This window comes from Halalkalibacter kiskunsagensis, from assembly GCF_037027555.1.
GTDB classification, from domain to species: Bacteria; Bacillota; Bacilli; order Bacillales; family Bacillaceae_D; genus Halalkalibacter; species Halalkalibacter kiskunsagensis.
Window position 1 is genome coordinate 126,126 of the sequence record NZ_JAXBLX010000004.1, and the last position, 16,004, is coordinate 142,129.

General features: G+C 35.2%; 14 protein-coding genes and 2 pseudogenes. 3 read left to right on the forward strand and 13 right to left on the reverse strand.

Annotation, left to right across the window (positions count from 1 at the left end; translation table 11 throughout):
• The 6 genes and pseudogenes from SLH51_RS03770 to SLH51_RS03795 all read right to left on the reverse strand — a co-directional run bounded on the left by SLH51_RS03770 (position 1) and on the right by SLH51_RS03795 (position 4,918).
• Entirely contained in the window at positions 1-501 is a 501-nt protein-coding gene (locus SLH51_RS03770) for a cation:proton antiporter regulatory subunit (RefSeq protein ID WP_335959230.1), read from the reverse strand.
• A 247-nt stretch (positions 502-748) separates the two neighbouring features.
• Positions 749-1,570 carry a M15 family metallopeptidase gene (locus tag SLH51_RS03775; protein ID WP_335959232.1) on the reverse strand — a complete coding sequence of 274 codons (822 nt, stop codon included), beginning with the start codon at positions 1,568-1,570 and terminating at the stop codon, positions 749-751.
• Between the two features lie 161 nt (positions 1,571-1,731).
• Positions 1,732-2,271 (reverse strand): annotated as a pseudogene (locus SLH51_RS03780) (HAD-IC family P-type ATPase); the annotation flags it as partial.
• A 64-nt stretch (positions 2,272-2,335) separates the two neighbouring features.
• A complete protein-coding gene (locus SLH51_RS03785) occupies positions 2,336-3,274 on the reverse strand; it encodes a metal ABC transporter substrate-binding protein (RefSeq protein ID WP_335959233.1) in 939 nt (312 codons plus the stop codon).
• 28 nt (positions 3,275-3,302) lie between these two features.
• The gene (locus SLH51_RS03790) at positions 3,303-4,175 is read right to left on the reverse strand and encodes a metal ABC transporter permease (RefSeq protein WP_335959234.1); all 873 of its coding nucleotides are present in this window, start codon (positions 4,173-4,175) and stop codon (positions 3,303-3,305) included.
• A complete protein-coding gene (locus tag SLH51_RS03795; protein WP_335959236.1) occupies positions 4,172-4,918 on the reverse strand; it encodes a metal ABC transporter ATP-binding protein in 747 nt (248 codons plus the stop codon). Before SLH51_RS03795 ends, SLH51_RS03790 begins: the two co-directional genes overlap by 4 nt.
• A 399-nt stretch (positions 4,919-5,317) precedes the next feature.
• Between SLH51_RS03795 and SLH51_RS03800 the strand changes: the two genes are divergently transcribed.
• Together SLH51_RS03800 and SLH51_RS03805 are read left to right on the forward strand one after the other, a co-directional pair.
• Positions 5,318-5,626 carry a PadR family transcriptional regulator gene (locus tag SLH51_RS03800; RefSeq protein ID WP_335959237.1) on the forward strand — a complete coding sequence of 103 codons (309 nt, stop codon included), beginning with the start codon at positions 5,318-5,320 and terminating at the stop codon, positions 5,624-5,626.
• Positions 5,627-5,640: 14 nt separating this feature from the next.
• Complete coding sequence (locus SLH51_RS03805; protein ID WP_335959239.1) at positions 5,641-6,840, forward strand: chromate transporter; 1,200 nt, start codon at positions 5,641-5,643, stop codon at positions 6,838-6,840.
• A gap of 75 nt (positions 6,841-6,915) precedes the next feature.
• Here the strand turns inward: SLH51_RS03805 and SLH51_RS03810 are convergent, their stop codons facing one another.
• The 7 genes and pseudogenes from SLH51_RS03810 to SLH51_RS03840 form a co-directional block, all read right to left on the reverse strand.
• The gene (locus tag SLH51_RS03810) at positions 6,916-8,142 is read right to left on the reverse strand and encodes a Bcr/CflA family efflux MFS transporter (protein ID WP_335959241.1); all 1,227 of its coding nucleotides are present in this window, start codon (positions 8,140-8,142) and stop codon (positions 6,916-6,918) included.
• A 120-nt stretch (positions 8,143-8,262) separates the two neighbouring features.
• Positions 8,263-8,436: pseudogene (locus SLH51_RS03815) on the reverse strand (RpiR family transcriptional regulator); the annotation flags it as partial.
• Positions 8,437-8,709: 273 nt separating this feature from the next.
• Complete coding sequence (locus SLH51_RS03820; protein WP_335959243.1) at positions 8,710-10,176, reverse strand: glycoside hydrolase family 32 protein; 1,467 nt, start codon at positions 10,174-10,176, stop codon at positions 8,710-8,712.
• Positions 10,177-10,265: 89 nt separating this feature from the next.
• Positions 10,266-11,243: a 2-hydroxyacid dehydrogenase gene (locus tag SLH51_RS03825; protein WP_335959245.1), complete on the reverse strand. Its 978-nt coding sequence runs from the start codon at positions 11,241-11,243 to the stop codon at positions 10,266-10,268.
• A gap of 26 nt (positions 11,244-11,269) precedes the next feature.
• Positions 11,270-12,145, reverse strand: coding sequence for a carbohydrate ABC transporter permease (locus tag SLH51_RS03830; RefSeq protein WP_335959246.1), 876 nt, complete (start codon positions 12,143-12,145; stop codon positions 11,270-11,272).
• Between the two features lie 13 nt (positions 12,146-12,158).
• Complete coding sequence (locus SLH51_RS03835) at positions 12,159-12,986, reverse strand: carbohydrate ABC transporter permease (RefSeq protein WP_335959248.1); 828 nt, start codon at positions 12,984-12,986, stop codon at positions 12,159-12,161.
• Positions 12,987-13,094: 108 nt separating this feature from the next.
• Positions 13,095-14,426 (reverse strand): ABC transporter substrate-binding protein, encoded by a 1,332-nt coding sequence (locus SLH51_RS03840; RefSeq protein ID WP_335959249.1) that lies wholly within the window; start codon positions 14,424-14,426, stop codon positions 13,095-13,097.
• Positions 14,427-14,933: 507 nt separating this feature from the next.
• Between SLH51_RS03840 and SLH51_RS03845 the strand changes: the two genes are divergently transcribed.
• Entirely contained in the window at positions 14,934-15,953 is a 1,020-nt protein-coding gene (locus tag SLH51_RS03845) for a LacI family DNA-binding transcriptional regulator (protein WP_335959251.1), read from the forward strand.
• Positions 15,954-16,004 lie beyond the last annotated feature (51 nt).

Consider the following 16,004-nt stretch of genomic DNA (forward strand, 5'->3'; position numbering starts at 1 on the left):
TTATCTGCCCTTCCCTTCACAGAGCATTTCGATTTCATTTATTGAATCTTTCTTTCCAACTACCATAATCGTATCTTTAATTTCAATTAACAAATTTTGTTTAAGATCAACCAAAAACTCATCATTACGAAATATTCCAATTAATGATGCATCAGAGGGCATTTTTGCTTTGAGCACAGAAACGTTCAGTCCAGCAACTTTAGATTGTTTTGTTATATCAATCCACTCAACGACAATTTGTTTTCGTGCTATTTTAATCTTTTCCAATTTCTCACTATCAATTGGACTAAATGAAGCCCCAAGTAGTTGAGCAGCTAATTGTTTTGTATCCTCTGAAGACAAATTAAATGAGAAAATCGCCTCATCATCGTCTACATCCTCGAAGAAATAAAGTTCGCGTTTCCCGGTATGATGAATAATGATTGCCATCATTTGATTTTCTGCATTAACAAACGATATTTTCTTTCCTACTCCAGGTAAATCAGTAATGTTCATTTTCATTTAAATCCCTCATTTTCATTTTATAATAATGGTAGCATAAGATTATAAAATTTCGATAATTGCTACTTTTTAGCCTACTATTTCTTATAACACTCTTAAACTATTATAAATAAATCCCACTTCCTAAAATTGAAAGTGGGATTAATAACTAAGATTTTGATCAAATATCAGGTAAATGATAAAAGCTCGTTATTTGCATACATAGACTAAGCTTTATAAAGCTTAGTCTATTCTTTTACTCACAAATCTAATTGGAGACAGGAACCGCATTCATATATTCCTCAAGTGTTACTCCTAGAGAAACTATTTCCTTTGCTATTTCCTTTCCTACATAGCGTAGGTGCCACGGCTCATATTGATATCCGGTGATTGACTCTTTCCCTTCTAAGTATCGAATAATGAAGCCATAATCCGCTGCGTTTTCCTCTAGCCACTTTGCTTCTTCTGTTTCAGCGAAACAGACTTCTACAACACATGTATCATAACTAGCTGTGACATCAATCGCAAGCCCGGTTTGATGCTCACTAGAGCCTGGAACAGCACTGTAGGTACGTGCCTTTTCTTCCCCATCTCTTTCAACATAGTAATTAAACAACGCTTTTTGCGTATCGTATGAACGATATGCTGATACTCCTAATAATGACAGCCCGTCCATCTCCGCTGCTGAAAACAACTCTTCTATCGCCATCGCTGCTTCTTCTCTCATTTGGCGTTTCTCTATTTTCTCCTCAAAAGTAAATGGTATATTCGGATAAACTAAGTCTTCTGGTTTATGACCTTCTGGAAGACTATACTCCTTGTTCACAAGCACTGCGGTACTTTCTGGATTCGTCTCAACTTCAACTTCATGCTCTTCAACTATTTGATCTTCGCTGTTCATTTCACTTCTATCATCTTTACTAGTCTCATCTTCCTTGCTTTCATCTTCACTGTTTGAATCGTTATCAGAGATTTGAGAAGAACTGATTAGTGGTGGATCTTGTTGCAAAGAATGCTCTTCTGTACTACAACCAGTAAAAAATAATATCGTTAACCCTAATAGTATCACAGAAATAATACTTGGTTTCATTATAAATTCTCCCCCTAATTACATTGAATACGCACTATTATATTACCTATTAGAAAAAGATTTTTCAAATCACACTCTGCTTGCCCCACAAATTACAATCATGTCAACATTCTACTAGAAAAAGAGAGCTAAGGATACTCCCCTAACTCTCTTTGCTATCTTTATTTATCTTTTACCCGCAAAAGTCGTAATCCGTTCAACGTAACAAGCAAGGTTGCCCCCATATCAGCTAAAATGGCTATCCAAAGAGTTAACCAACCTGGAACAACTAACAATACTGCTAGTAGTTTAATCCCTAAAGAAAAGGTAATATTTTGTTTAATGATGTTCAGAGTTTTTCTGCTGAGGATAATCGTATAAGGAAGCTTCGTTAAATCATCTCCCATTAAGGCCACATCTGCAGTCTCTAATGCAGTATCGGTACCTGCGCCTCCCATCGCAATCTCGACAGTAGAAGCAGCTAATGCTGGAGCGTCATTCACACCATCCCCAACCATGGCAACATTTCCGTATGCAAAGCGCAATTGTTTAATATAGTCTAGTTTATCTTGGGGCATGAGTTCTGCTTCAACATCTGTTACACCTACATGATTTCCAATTGCTGCAGCCGTTTGTTTATTATCTCCCGTAAGCATGACTGTTTTTTTACTCCCTAAGTCATGTAGTTTCTTAATGACTTCTTGGCTCGTTTCTCTTACTTCAAAAGTGTACGGTGTGTTTTAACAAGCAATTTTTTAAAGAATCATTCAACAGTAAATGTAGAAATTACTCCTTATTCAAGCCATCAATAATCACATTAATATTAGATTCCATCATTTTTAAATAGGTATCTCCATCTGTCCCTTCTTTTCCTAAAGAGTCGGTATAAACTGTTCCTACAATCGGAACACCAGTTTCCCCTGATACGGTTTCCATACTACGGCGATCGATACTCGTTTCAACAAATAATCCATTTACTTCTTTCTCACGAATAAGGTCAATTACGTCACGTATTTCTTGTGGAGATCCTTGATTTTCGGAATTGATTTCCCAAATGTATCCCGTCTCAATTCCATAAGCCTCCCCAAAATATTTAAAAGCACCCTCACTTGTAATTAAAAAACGTTTATCTTCATCGATAGATGCTATTTGTTCAATTGTTTTTTCATGCAATTCTTTTAGCTCGTTAATATATGTTTCAGCATTTTCAGTGTATAAACTTTCATTCCCTGGATCTACTTCAATTAAGGCATCGCGGATATTTTCAGCATAAGTCATTCCATTGCGTAAATCGAGCCAAGCATGTGGATCCGTTTCTTCCTCTAATCCTTTAGACTCTAAAAATATAGGCTCTACTCCTTCACTGACTCGATAAACAGGTGCTTCCGCGTCACCTTTCCCTGCAACCTCAGTTAATTTCTTAAACCAACTATTTCCTTCTTCCAAGTTAAGTCCATTATAAAACACAATATCTGCATCCGTTGTTTTCTTTACATCTTCTGGTAATGGGTCATATTCGTGTGGATTCGAACCGATAGGAGCTAAATTATAAATATCCGCTTCCTCTCCTGCTACATTTTTGGCAATATCATAGATGATGGAATAAGTTGTGACAATTTTCAATTGCTGATCTTCACCTTGTTCTTGACTAGTTTGTTCACTACCACACGCTCCAAGTAAAAAAAGTAAAAGGAATGTGATACTAAATAATAATTGGTTTCTCATAATTTTCTCTCCTTCTTCTTGTTTATTTTTAGTTTTCTGTAAGTAATTTTTTCTTTTTCTGAGTACGTAATGTTCGCCATAAAAGTCCTTGTTTTGGCGAAAAGAAAAAGGCCAGTGCAAACATCAAGCTTGCTACTACAACAATTGTCGGGCCCGAAGCTAAATTATACGTAAAGCTATAATAAAGACCTATAATGGATGAAATAACGCCAAATCCTGCAGCTAGAAAGACCATAAGCCATAATCGATTGGTCATCAGATAGGCTGTTGCTGCGGGCGTAATTAACATTGCGACTACAAGAACGATTCCTACTGTTTGCAAAGAGGCTACCGTAGACATTGTTAAAAGTGCCATTAATATATAATGGATGAGCTTATTAGGTAATCCATACGCAGCCGACATCGTCGGATCAAATGTAGTCACCAGTAATTCTTTGAAAAATAAATAGACACCAAGTAACACAATAACTGTCACAATAAATGTCATCCACACTTCTGAGGTTGGGACGGCTAGTACGTTTCCGAATAAGATATGATACAAATCAGCACTACTTTGCATAATCGTAATCAGGATAATCCCTATTGCAAAAGCAGCTGTAAACATAATTCCAATCGATGTATCATGTTTTATTCGACTGTTCTGGCTAACATATCCAATTGAGATTGCAACCAGTAATCCCGTTAGTACAGCACCATAGAAAATATTAATCCCCAACATATAAGAGATGGCAACTCCCGGAAGAACGGCATGGGAAATTGCATCTCCCATCAAAGACATTCCTCGTAAAATGATAAAACATCCGATCACCCCACAGATAACTCCAACCATTATCGATGTAATCAAGGCTCTCTGCAAAAACTCATACTGTAAAATAGACTCATAGAAAGCAAACACACTCATGATACCGTCATCCCCATTTCATCTAAAAAGGATAATTGTCCCTGATAGGCTTTCTTTATTACGTCTGGTCGACATACCTCAGCCACAGCCCCATACTTAACTAGTTCTCGATTAAGTAACAATAACTCATCAAAGTATGAATTCGCTTTGCTTAAGTCATGATGGACAACTAATACTGTTTTCCCTAAGTTTTTCTGTTCACGTAAAATGTTAATGATCGTTTCCTCACTGGACACATCGATCCCGACAAAAGGCTCGTCAAGAAAAAACAATTCCGCCTTTTGAGCTAACGCTCTAGCAACAAAAACTCTCTGCTGCTGTCCCCCTGACAACTCGCCAATTTGACGCTGACTGAACTCTTCCATTCCCACCTTTTGTAAACATTCATAAGCCCACTCTCTTTCGCGTTTCTTTGGACGTTTAAATAAACCAAGGTTTGGATATGTCCCAATAACGACCGTATCAATTACCGTAATTGGAAAATCCCAATCGATATTGCTACGTTGAGGAACATAGGCGATTTTTTTTCTCATTTCATGTATCGGCTTACCTGCAATTTTTATTTGACCCTTATCTCTTGGAATTAAATTCAATAATGACTTTAATAAAGTTGACTTTCCTGCTCCATTTGGACCAATGATTCCAACAATTTGCCCTGCTTTTGTAGAGAATGATAAATTTTTTACCGCTTCATTTCCGTGATAGGAAACATACAAATCTTGAACTATTACTATATCTTCCAACGTCTTCCCCTCCCTTCAGATTAGTAAATGATTAGTATAAAGCTCACAATCTTTCCTTAAGGCAACTTCCCAACAAAAAAAATTAGTCTTTTAGAATACCTAAAATCAAAATATGTAATTGTATTAATAAAACAAACTTGTACAAATGAATTTATTTTTCCTTAAGGCAACTTTTAATAACATTATATTCATTCTATTTCAAAATTACAACCTAAAATATTTTCTTGGTCACCTTTCATTTATAATAAAGAAAGCAAAAAAGGGTCTCCAATGCTTTTTTATATAGAATGTAAAGTTTGTATTAAGCTTTGGTTGCTTCATTGAATCTAGTTCAAAAATTTGTTACGATCATAATATCGGTTTTCGATATTACTTTTCGATAATAAGAGGAGGGATATATTGGAAGAGAGAGTATTACGAAAGCTTTTCTTAGGCTTTATACAAATACATATACTTTACCATGCGAAAGAACATCCTATTTTCGGATTATGGATGCTTGAGGAATTGAAGGAACACGGATATGACATTAGCGCCGGAACCTTGTATCCAATTCTTCACAACATGGAAGCGGACGGGCTATTAATAAAAGAAGAACAAAAGGTTGAAGGGAAAATAAGAAAATATTATTCGACCACTGATAAAGGTGAAATGGTCTTAATTGAAGCCAGGAACAAAGCTTATGAGCTTTTTAAAGAGATAAAAGATTAATAAAAGAAGGTGAAATGATGACTGATAAAAAAGAGAACACGCTTAAGTCATTGCTAGAAATACTCATTGTTTCTACTAGACTTGGATTTACTTCCTTTGGAGGACCAATTGCACATTTAGGTTATTTTCATGAAGAGTACATTCGCAGAAGAAAGTGGATGGACGAAAAGAGTTATGCCGATTTAGTTGCCTTATGTCAATTCCTACCAGGACCTGCTAGTAGTCAGGTTGGAATTGGAATTGGAGTGATGCGAGCGGGTGTTTTAGGTGGAATCGTCTCGTTTCTTGGATTTACTTTGCCATCGGTTATTGCATTAATTATTTTTGCTTTGCTCCTACATAACTTTGGTTTGACAGATGCAGGCTGGATCCATGGATTAAAAATTGTTGCTGTTGTCGTTGTCGCTCATGCCATTTTAGGAATGGCCAAAAATTTAACACCTGATATAAAAAGAAAAACTATTGCTCTATTTGCGGTTGTTATGACATTATTATGGCAAACAGCTTTCACACAGGTTGGGATAATTCTTTTAGCTGGCTTTGTCGGATTTCTTATTTATAAGCATCATACATTGGATGAAAAATCAGATGACGTCCACGTCCACTTCCCTATTTCGCACCGATTTGCGGTAATCTGTTTAACACTATTTTTTGGATTGTTGATTGCTCTCCCGCTATTAAGGGAAGCAACAAACCTACATTGGCTTGCGATGTTTGATAGCTTTTACCGCTCTGGTTCACTTGTTTTTGGTGGTGGACATGTTGTCTTGCCATTACTCGAAAGAGAATTTGTACCTACAGGATGGCTGAGTGAGGAAGAATTTCTTGCTGGTTATGGTGCTGCTCAAGCTGTACCAGGACCATTATTTACCTTTGCAGCCTATATTGGGGCCGTTATCAATGGTTGGCAAGGTGGTTTACTCGCAACTGTTGCGATCTTCTTACCTGCGTTTCTACTAATACTAGGAACACTGCCTTTCTGGAACTCATTACGTCGTAATCCAAAAATCAAGGGAGCTCTAATGGGTGTGAATGCCGCTGTTGTCGGTATCTTAATTGCAGCACTTTATCATCCAATCTGGACAAGTTCAATTTTGTCTGCCATTGACTTTGCTTTTGCTGCGGTATTGTTTAGTATGTTGGTTTTCTGGAAGCTACCTCCTTGGGTGATTGTTGTAGCAGGGGCATTCGGTGGTTTTTTATTATCATTATAATAAAACATAGCAAAAAAGAAGATGCGATAAGCATCTTCTTTTATTATAGTTTCTTAGAATTAACGTGTAATTGCCCTACGCCCTTCTCCTCACACCAGCTTCTACCTCGTTCTCCTTTTTCGTTAATTTAAAAAAGGCAAGAAAACCTATAAAAGAAGTAATAAATAAGGTTGCTCCCATTGGAACGGCTGTTGTCTCATTAATCCCAACTAAAGGAGAAACAATTGCTCCTAGTAATAATGAGAGAGTTCCTAACACAGCACTTGCACTTCCTGCGCGATGCCCCTGGTTTTCCATCGCAAGCGTAAAGGAACTTGTTATAATCATTCCCATAGAGGTCATGTAGATAAAAATAGGGATCACAAGCGTTGCAAGTGGACCTTTAATAATTGTCATAAGAAGAAGAATGAAAGTTGCACTTACAGCAATAATCACAGCTACACGAAGCAAACTTCTTTCATGGACAATCCCACCAAAACGCCCGATAATAAAACTCCCTGTAATAATCGCCAGACCATTAATACCAAAGAGAATACTAAAGACTTGCGGTGACACATCATAAATACCCTGATACACAAAAGGAGTTCCTGCTACATAAGCAAAGCTTCCCCCATGTATAAAGCCGACGGTCAATGCGTAACCAATAAAGGAACGATCCTTGAACAACCCCCCCATCGTACGAACGGAATGCCCGATTGAGCTTGGAACTCGCTTCTTCGGTGGCAATGTTTCCTTTAATCGGATTGCAACAATCAACACAATGAAAAGTCCGATTAAACATAAAAAGTAGAAGATGGTATGCCAAGTTGCAAAAGGTAAGAGCAAGATTGCTCCACCAGCCATCGGTGCCACCATCGGAGCAACTGCTGTGATGACCATTAATAGTGCAAAGAATTTCGTAAGCTCTCTTCCACTAAACACATCACGTACAACAGCACGAGAAAGGACAATTCCTGCTGAAGCAGTGAAACCTTGCAAGAATCGTGCGATCACCAACGTGGTAATATTGGGAGCAACTGCACATAGAAGTGATGATAACGCAAATAAGAAAATCGATATCAATAAAGGCTTTTTTCTCCCCTTTGCATCACTAATCGGTCCAACAATTATCTGACCAATGGCAAGTCCGATCAAACAAGTTGTTAAACTAAGCTGTACTAGCGAGGCACGGGCCCCTAAATCATCAGCTATTTCAGGAAAACTTGGTAAATACATATCTATATTTAATGGTCCTAATATTGCAAGCATGCCAAGTAGAAAAGCCAAAGCTAAACGTTCTTTTCCTGTTGGATTCTGTAACATAAATCTCCAACACCTTTCCTATAACTCTATTATATATTGCATAAAAAACGATATTGTACAGGAAAAAGAACAGTCTGTCTAGTAGATAATACTAGATAGACAAACCTTTAAATTACCATTTTACCTTTGATTAAGTTTATAAATTTCACGAGCCAGAGATTCTAGGATATAAACAACTGGCACTTGTGTAGTAATATTCGCTTCCTCAAAAAATTCCTCTGTTACATAATATGAAATGTTTATGTCAGAAATTTTTGCTATGGTTGAGAGTTTAGAGTTTGTAATACTATTTACATATTATATATTGTATATTAGGAATACAATCTCAACAAAAACTATGTATGTCCCTATTCAACAAGCCTGCCTCATTCAATAAGAAAAGGTAATTACCCTTTTTGCTAAATGCTTTTTATAGAGAGAGTGTGTGGTGGGAGCTTATAAGAGGGCTTTTGGGGAGTTCTAATGAGATGTGCTAATAATTTTTATAATAAGGGTGCCAGAAAGGACCCCCTTATTTAAAGAAGGTCCTATTTCGAAAACATTTATTCATAGACAAATCCTATTGTTTTACCAAATAGATTTTAACTTCCAAATCTCCATTAACTTAATATTTACAGAACCATTTTTTGCAAACAGATCAACCTCTAATCTATTTTTACTAGGGTAAATTCGATTTGATAATGTAACCCTTCCATCATCTATAAATAGTTCAATAGATGACTTATCGATAAATAAATGAATCTTTAAGCTTTCAAGATTATTCCTTATTTTAGAATATGAAATACTTGAATCACCTTTATTTGACATTGTTCGATTTACGATAATTTGTCCAGCAAATGTATTAAATGTAACAATCTTTTGTTCATAATTTCCTTCTGGGCATTTTAATTTAATTCCAAACTCTTCTGCAGTACAGTTGACAAAGTCAATCTCCGCCATAATCTCAAGACAGTCTCCTACAATATTTCCCAATAAACTTGTTGGTTTATCTGTAACTTTTAAATGTAAGTATTTATAATGCTTTTCGCGTAAAAGACTTAACTCAGGTACTGGTTTTATGCTTAACTTTCCATCTGGCAATAAGTTTAATACTCGTGGCAAAGTCATTGCCCCAGCCCACCCATTTTCTTTAGTTGGCAAATAACTTCCCCAGTGATCCATCCACCCAAAAACAATTCTTCTACCTTGGTCATCTAAGAGAGATTGTGCAGCATAATTATCAAAGCCGTAATCAAAAACCCCAGTAAATTCGGGTGTGAATTTACAAGTTTCATAATTCATATGACCAATCATATAAATTGTATTACGAGTTTTATCATCGTAAATTGGTGATATGATGAGAACATGTTTTTCCCCTAATGGAAACAAATCGGGGCATTCCCACATTTGTCCTTGGCTTCCATCACTTTCAATTACGTACCCCATGTAATCCCAATCAAATAAATTAATTGATTTATATAATAATGCTTTCCCTTTTCCATCTTTTCCTGAGCCGACGATCATATACCAACTCTCTTTATGTTTCCAGACGTTGGGATCACGAAATTCCATTGTTCCGTCTAGAGGTGGATCACTTATAATGGGGTTTCCTTCAAATTTTTGAAAATGGATTCCATCCTTACTTTCAGCAATACACTGAACCTGTTTCCTAGACCCATCTTCTAAATAAGTATTCCCAGTATAAATTAACATCAGTTTATCATCTATAATGACAGCACAACCAGAGAAACAACCGCCACTATCATATTCTTCACTCGGTGCCAAGGCGATAGGTAAGTGTTCCCAGTACACTAAATCTTTACTTTTGGCATGTCCCCAGTGCATTGGCCCCCACTCTGGACTATATGGATGATACTGATAAAACAAATGATATTCTCCATTAAAATAGATTAAGCCATTGGGATCATTAATCCAATTTGCTGGTGACATAAAATGGTAACCCATACGGTAAATATCAGAATTCACCATGTCTTTTACGTGGCCAATTGATAATTCAGCCTGTTTAATTAATTCCTGATGGTCTAAATTTTTCAAGGATTCTACCCACTTTCTAAAATAAAATTAGATAACTTGCATTGCTAATCACTAGGAAGAATAAAAATCCTTCTAATTTCTGAACACTTTTAACTGTTCATCCCTATAAGGTTAGGAGGTATTTCACCCTTTAAACCTTTTACTAAATTCTCTGCCGCTACCATTGATAATTGATGTCGAGCTTTTTTCGTTCCAGCACCAATATGGGGCATGGTTACGACATTCGGCATGGTCAGAAATGGGTGATTATTTGAAATCGGCTCTTTTTCGTAAACATCAAGTCCGGCTGCTTTAATTCTTCCTGATTTTAAAGCACCTATCAAAGCTTCTTCATTTACAGTCATTCCTCTTGAAGCATTAATAAAAATAGCACCCTTTTTCATTCGTTCAAACTGTTCTTTATTCATGAATTGAATGGTATCTTTTGTTAATGGTGTAAGCAATACAACAAAATCAGACTCTTGTAACAAATGATTTAATGTGACATATTTTATTTCTAGTTTTTTTTCTACATCTTCTCTTCGGGTACGGTTGTAATATGATACTTCCATATCGAAACCTAATTTTGCCCGTTTAGCTACTGCTTCACCAATTCCTCCAAGACCAATAATACCTACTTTACTTCCAAAAATATCTGTTCCAAACAACTCCTCATCATCTAGTCCTTTTTTCCACAAACCTTTTTTTACAAAATTATCCAACTCTGTCATTCTTCTAGCTGTTGCAATCATTAATCCTAGTACAAGGTCCGCAACAGTATTGTCTATTGTTTTAGGCGCATTTGTAGCCATAATATTTCTTTTCTTCATTTCGTTAAGGTCAAAATTATTGTAGCCAACAGCAATATTGCTAACAATTTTCAAATTTGGGGCTGCATCAAGTAACTCTGCATCAATTTTATCCCCGGTGGTTAAGATACCTTCAACATCAACTATTTTCTGGAAAATAATCTTCCTAGTTATTGATTCTTGACCTCTCCAGACCTCCAATTCACAGTGATTGGTTAGATAACCCTCAACCTCTTTAGATATAGGTCTTGTAACAAAAACTTTTGGCTTTTTCTTCATTCAAAAAACTCCTCTTTCTTTTTTAATTATCCCTTTACTGCCCCCAAAGACATTCCACTTACAAGTTTTTCTTTAGTAATTAAATAGAATACGAGCATCGGGATAATTGCAAAAATGACAGCTGCACTCATCATGCCATAGTCTACAAAGTATTCACCTTTGGCATAAGCTAAAATGACAGATAATGTTTTATGTTCTTCTTTCGGAATCATAATTAACGCAGTCGTATAGTCATTCCAAATCGCTACCGATGCCAAAATTAACATCGTAACAATTCCATTTTGACTTAAAGGAATTGTTACCTTAGTGAAGATTTTCCAAACACCACAACCATCGATAATAGCTGCTTCATCGAGTTCCGATGGTATCGCTTTCATGAACATTGCCATTAAAAATACAGAAATTGGTATTTGCTCTACAACATATGCTATCACAATAGAATATTTATAACCCAAAAGCCCAAGCTCATTAAATAATTTGTAATTCATTGGAAGGATCGTTATTGTCGGAATTAATACAGCTAACGAAAAAAACAAGTAAATATAGGTTGCCATTCGAAACTTAAATCGAGAGATAGCAAACGATAATGGTAATACGATAACCATTAATACAAGTAAGCTTATTACTGTAATACTTAACGAATTATAAAAAGCTCTTAATATATTTGTGGCTTCAAAAAGCTTAATATAATTACTCAAATCAAAAGAAGTAGGAATTATTCGAAAATTCGTTAATATTTCACCGCTTTCCCTGAAGGAGTTTGTGAATACCCAAAAAATTGGGACCAACGTAAGCATTGTGTAGAAAATTAAAAAGGAATAAGTAACTGTTATACTTAGATGTTTTTTTTTCGGTAAACTTATCTTTTTTACATTTTGTGTCCCCAACTCAACAATTTTCATTGTCATCCTCCTTTTATTTAGAACTTGTTAATTTTCTAAATACAATTGTTACAAAAAAACTAAACATAAATATTGCAAAAGCTATTGCCGTACCATATCCATATCGCATTCCCTCAAAAATTGTTTCGAACATATATGTTGCTGGTACTTGAGTTGAATTTGCTGGTCCTCCTTTCGTCATCACGAACACATAATCAAAACTCTTCATAGCTCCAGTTATCGCTAAGATAATACAAATTTGTAATATAGGCCAAATTTGTGGAATCGTTACCTTTGTAAACGTTACCCAAGCATTTGCTCCATCAATCTTCGCCGCTTCATAGATTTCTCCTGAAATATTTTGCATTGCTGCTAAAAGAATAATAAAAAAGTAACCGATTGTATGGTAGATAGGAGCTGCGATTACAGCATAAAATGCAGTTTGTTCATTTCCAAGCCAACTTTTAGTCCATGATTCAAGTCCAATCGAACTTAGAAAGATATTTAATACGCCAACATCTAAATCGTATATTAAAGTAAACATAACACTAATGGCAGCCGTTGAAATGATAACGGGTATAAAAAAAGCCGATGTGAAGATTTTCGATCCCACAATAGGTTGCCTTAAAATATTAGCTAAAATTAATGCTAATCCAACTTTAATTAAAATAGCTAATAGAGCCCACACCGTTACTCTACCCAAACCTGATAAGAACAGTTGATCATTTAATAATAATAGATAATTTTGAAACCCTATGAAAGTAGCCTCGCCTATTCCACTCCAATCAAAAAAGCTATAGTAAAAAGTGCGAAAAAAAGGATAAATAAAAAAAAGAGAATAGATTAGAAACGCTGGCATCATGAAAAAAATAATTCTGTTTTGAAACTTTAGAGTACCAATAATTTTCCCCTCCTCGTACTTTTATAGAAGTGCCTTATATTGACTCTATAAGACACCTCTGACAAACTATTAATTAGAGTTAATAATTTCATCAAGTTTTTGTACATATATATCTGGTTTAAGCTTCCCGCTCAGTAATTCACCTTGTAAAGATTCATACTTCTTTCTTTGATCTGGAGACAACATAGAAGGAATCCATTTATTCATCGGCCTATTCAAAGCAATGTTCTGAGCATCAACCGTTAATTGTCCTACCTTTTGAGGGTCGATTTCTACTCCTAACATCGGCATAGGTTGTTTAGCATCTTCTATATATTTTTTTGCTGATTCCCTTGATGTTAATCTCTTTACCAATTCCTTTACATATGGTTGTTTGTCAGTATCTTTGAATGCTGTTGCACTAATATAATATAATTTAGTCAAATCACGTTCGACATTCATTTCTTGTTGCGCTCCTCCAGGAATAAGAGGGAAATCTAATGGAATTAGCGATTCTTGAATTGCCGAATCAATATGAGCTGTCCCCCATGATCCATCCATCATTAACGCTGCTCTTCCATTATTAATGTATTTCGCATACGTCGCATCTCTTTCAATTGCAAGAGCATCTTCTGGAGCATTGCCAACAATTAGTTCTTGTACTAACTCAGATGCTTTAATTACTTCTGGAACATTTATAGGTTCTTTTCCGGCATACATATTTAAAGCCCTTTCATTTCCAATCATTCGATTAAATACGTAGTTATAAATACGAGAGCCATTACTATCTCCATTAATATTAATTCCCCACGGCAATTCACCTTCTTCTTTTAATTGCTTGATTGCTGAAAGCAACTCATCCCATGTTTGCGGAATAGAGACTCCTGCTCGATCGAATACTTCCTTATTTGCTAAAAACTGAATATAGTACATTTGAGCCGGTATACCATACACTTTTTCATCTTTTGTTGCTGTTTTCCAAGATGATTCATCGAAAAGATCTTCAAAAAAAGGATCAGTTTTGGTCCATTCTGTTAAATCAGCTAACATACCAGCCTCTTGTATGACATTAAGACCAAACGAGGGATCCAACCTCCAATAATCAAAAACATCAGGTAAGCGATCACCTTGTGCATCCAATTGAATTTTTGTTTGATGATCATCACCTGCAGCACCCTCTATTTCAACTGTCACATTTGGATAATCTTCTTCAAACTGAGTAACAATATCATCAATAATTGGTGTAAGTGGATGGCTTCCAATAAAGTTTGTAGCAAATCTAATTGTTACCGGTTTTTCTGTAATCTCTTCTTCCCCAGTTGATGAAGCAACATCATTAGAAGACTTAGAACAACCCAAAATCATTGTCGCCATTACTATTAATAAAACAACCATTGTAGAGGTTTTTACCCATTTCCCCATCAAATCTTCCTCCTCAAATTTCAAAGTTTAATAATTCAGAAACCATTTACTTATCCATCTACCTTTTGAAGATTTTGTGATTTCACAGTAATCATGAATACGTTTTCATTCGAGAAAATTTAAAACCCTTTTTAACCTTTCTTTGATAAATACATTTTTTTACCGCAATTAATCCACCTGTTCCTTACAAAACAATTTTTTTATTTCTCCCTCCTTTTCGCCTATGAAAAAATGTGATAACGTTGTCACAATTTAATTATATAATCTTGCTAGCCAATTTGTAAAGAATATTTTTTCAGAATTTTCTAGCAAGAGTAACATGCTTGATTATTGCTCTTATTTCCCTTAAATTCTAGAATTTTAAATTATTCATTTACTCTGTTAAAAATGTTTGATATTATTTAAAATATATGACAACGTTATCTTAACTCTCAATTCTAGGTTAATAGAACATGTCTAAATTAGTAAGCCAACTAATGAAAAAAACGACCTGTGAGGTGAGTATCCTTGGCTACAAGTAAGGACGTCGCAAAATTAGCAAATGTTTCTGTATCTACTGTTTCTAGAGCTTTTCGAAATGATTGTTATATTAGTGAGGAAATGAAAAATAAAGTTTTGGCTGCTGCGAAAGAGCTTGGATATACGCCGAATTTAGTAGCAAGAAGCTTAAAAAACAGTAAGAGCAAAATTATTGGTTTAATTACTTCTGACATAGATAATGATTTTTATTCTGTTGTAACTAGAGTTATTGAATCAGAACTAAAACGACTTGGTTATAGATTATTAATTTCAACTACTAACGAAAGTTCTGAAGAAGAATTAGAAAATTTAAACCTGTTATCCTCATCAAGAGCTGATGGTATTATTTTTACACCTAATAGCGCTAGACATCATTTAACAATTGACAAAATAAAAAAACAAAACATTGCTTTAGTTCAAATGTATAGAAGAGCCTATAAGGATATTGATACAGTTCTAGTTGACGATAAAAAAGGAACCTACATCGCTACAAATTACTTAATTCAGAATGGTCATACGAACATTTTATTACTTACAACAGTCGGGTCAGAAATTGAAGATGCTAAAAATTACAAACCTTCTGGCTATAAGCAAGCTTTTAAAGAAAAAAACCTTTCATTGGACGAAAATAAAAACATACTATATTTTCCGTATCAAACTGATTTAAGAATGATGATTACCCAACAAATAGAAAAAATAAAACCCACTGCTATAATTGCTGGAACGAATACAATTGGAAGAGACGTTATCAAAGTTTGTAAAGAAATGAAACTTTCGATACCAGAAGATATCAGCGTTATTATGTTCGACGATGTGGAATGGGCCTCATTGTTAGATATAACAACTATTTCACAACCAATTAAAGATATAGGTTTAATCGCTAGCCGAACACTGATAAATAGGATTGAAGATCAGAACGTTTCAAATACACCAATCCTTTCTACTTTAGAACCTGACCTTATATTAAGAAATTCAGTGAAAAATCTTTTCACATCCAAAAAGAACTGATTTTTTCTAACTTACTTGAATCAATTTCATAATGCCTAGTTCATGAATGAC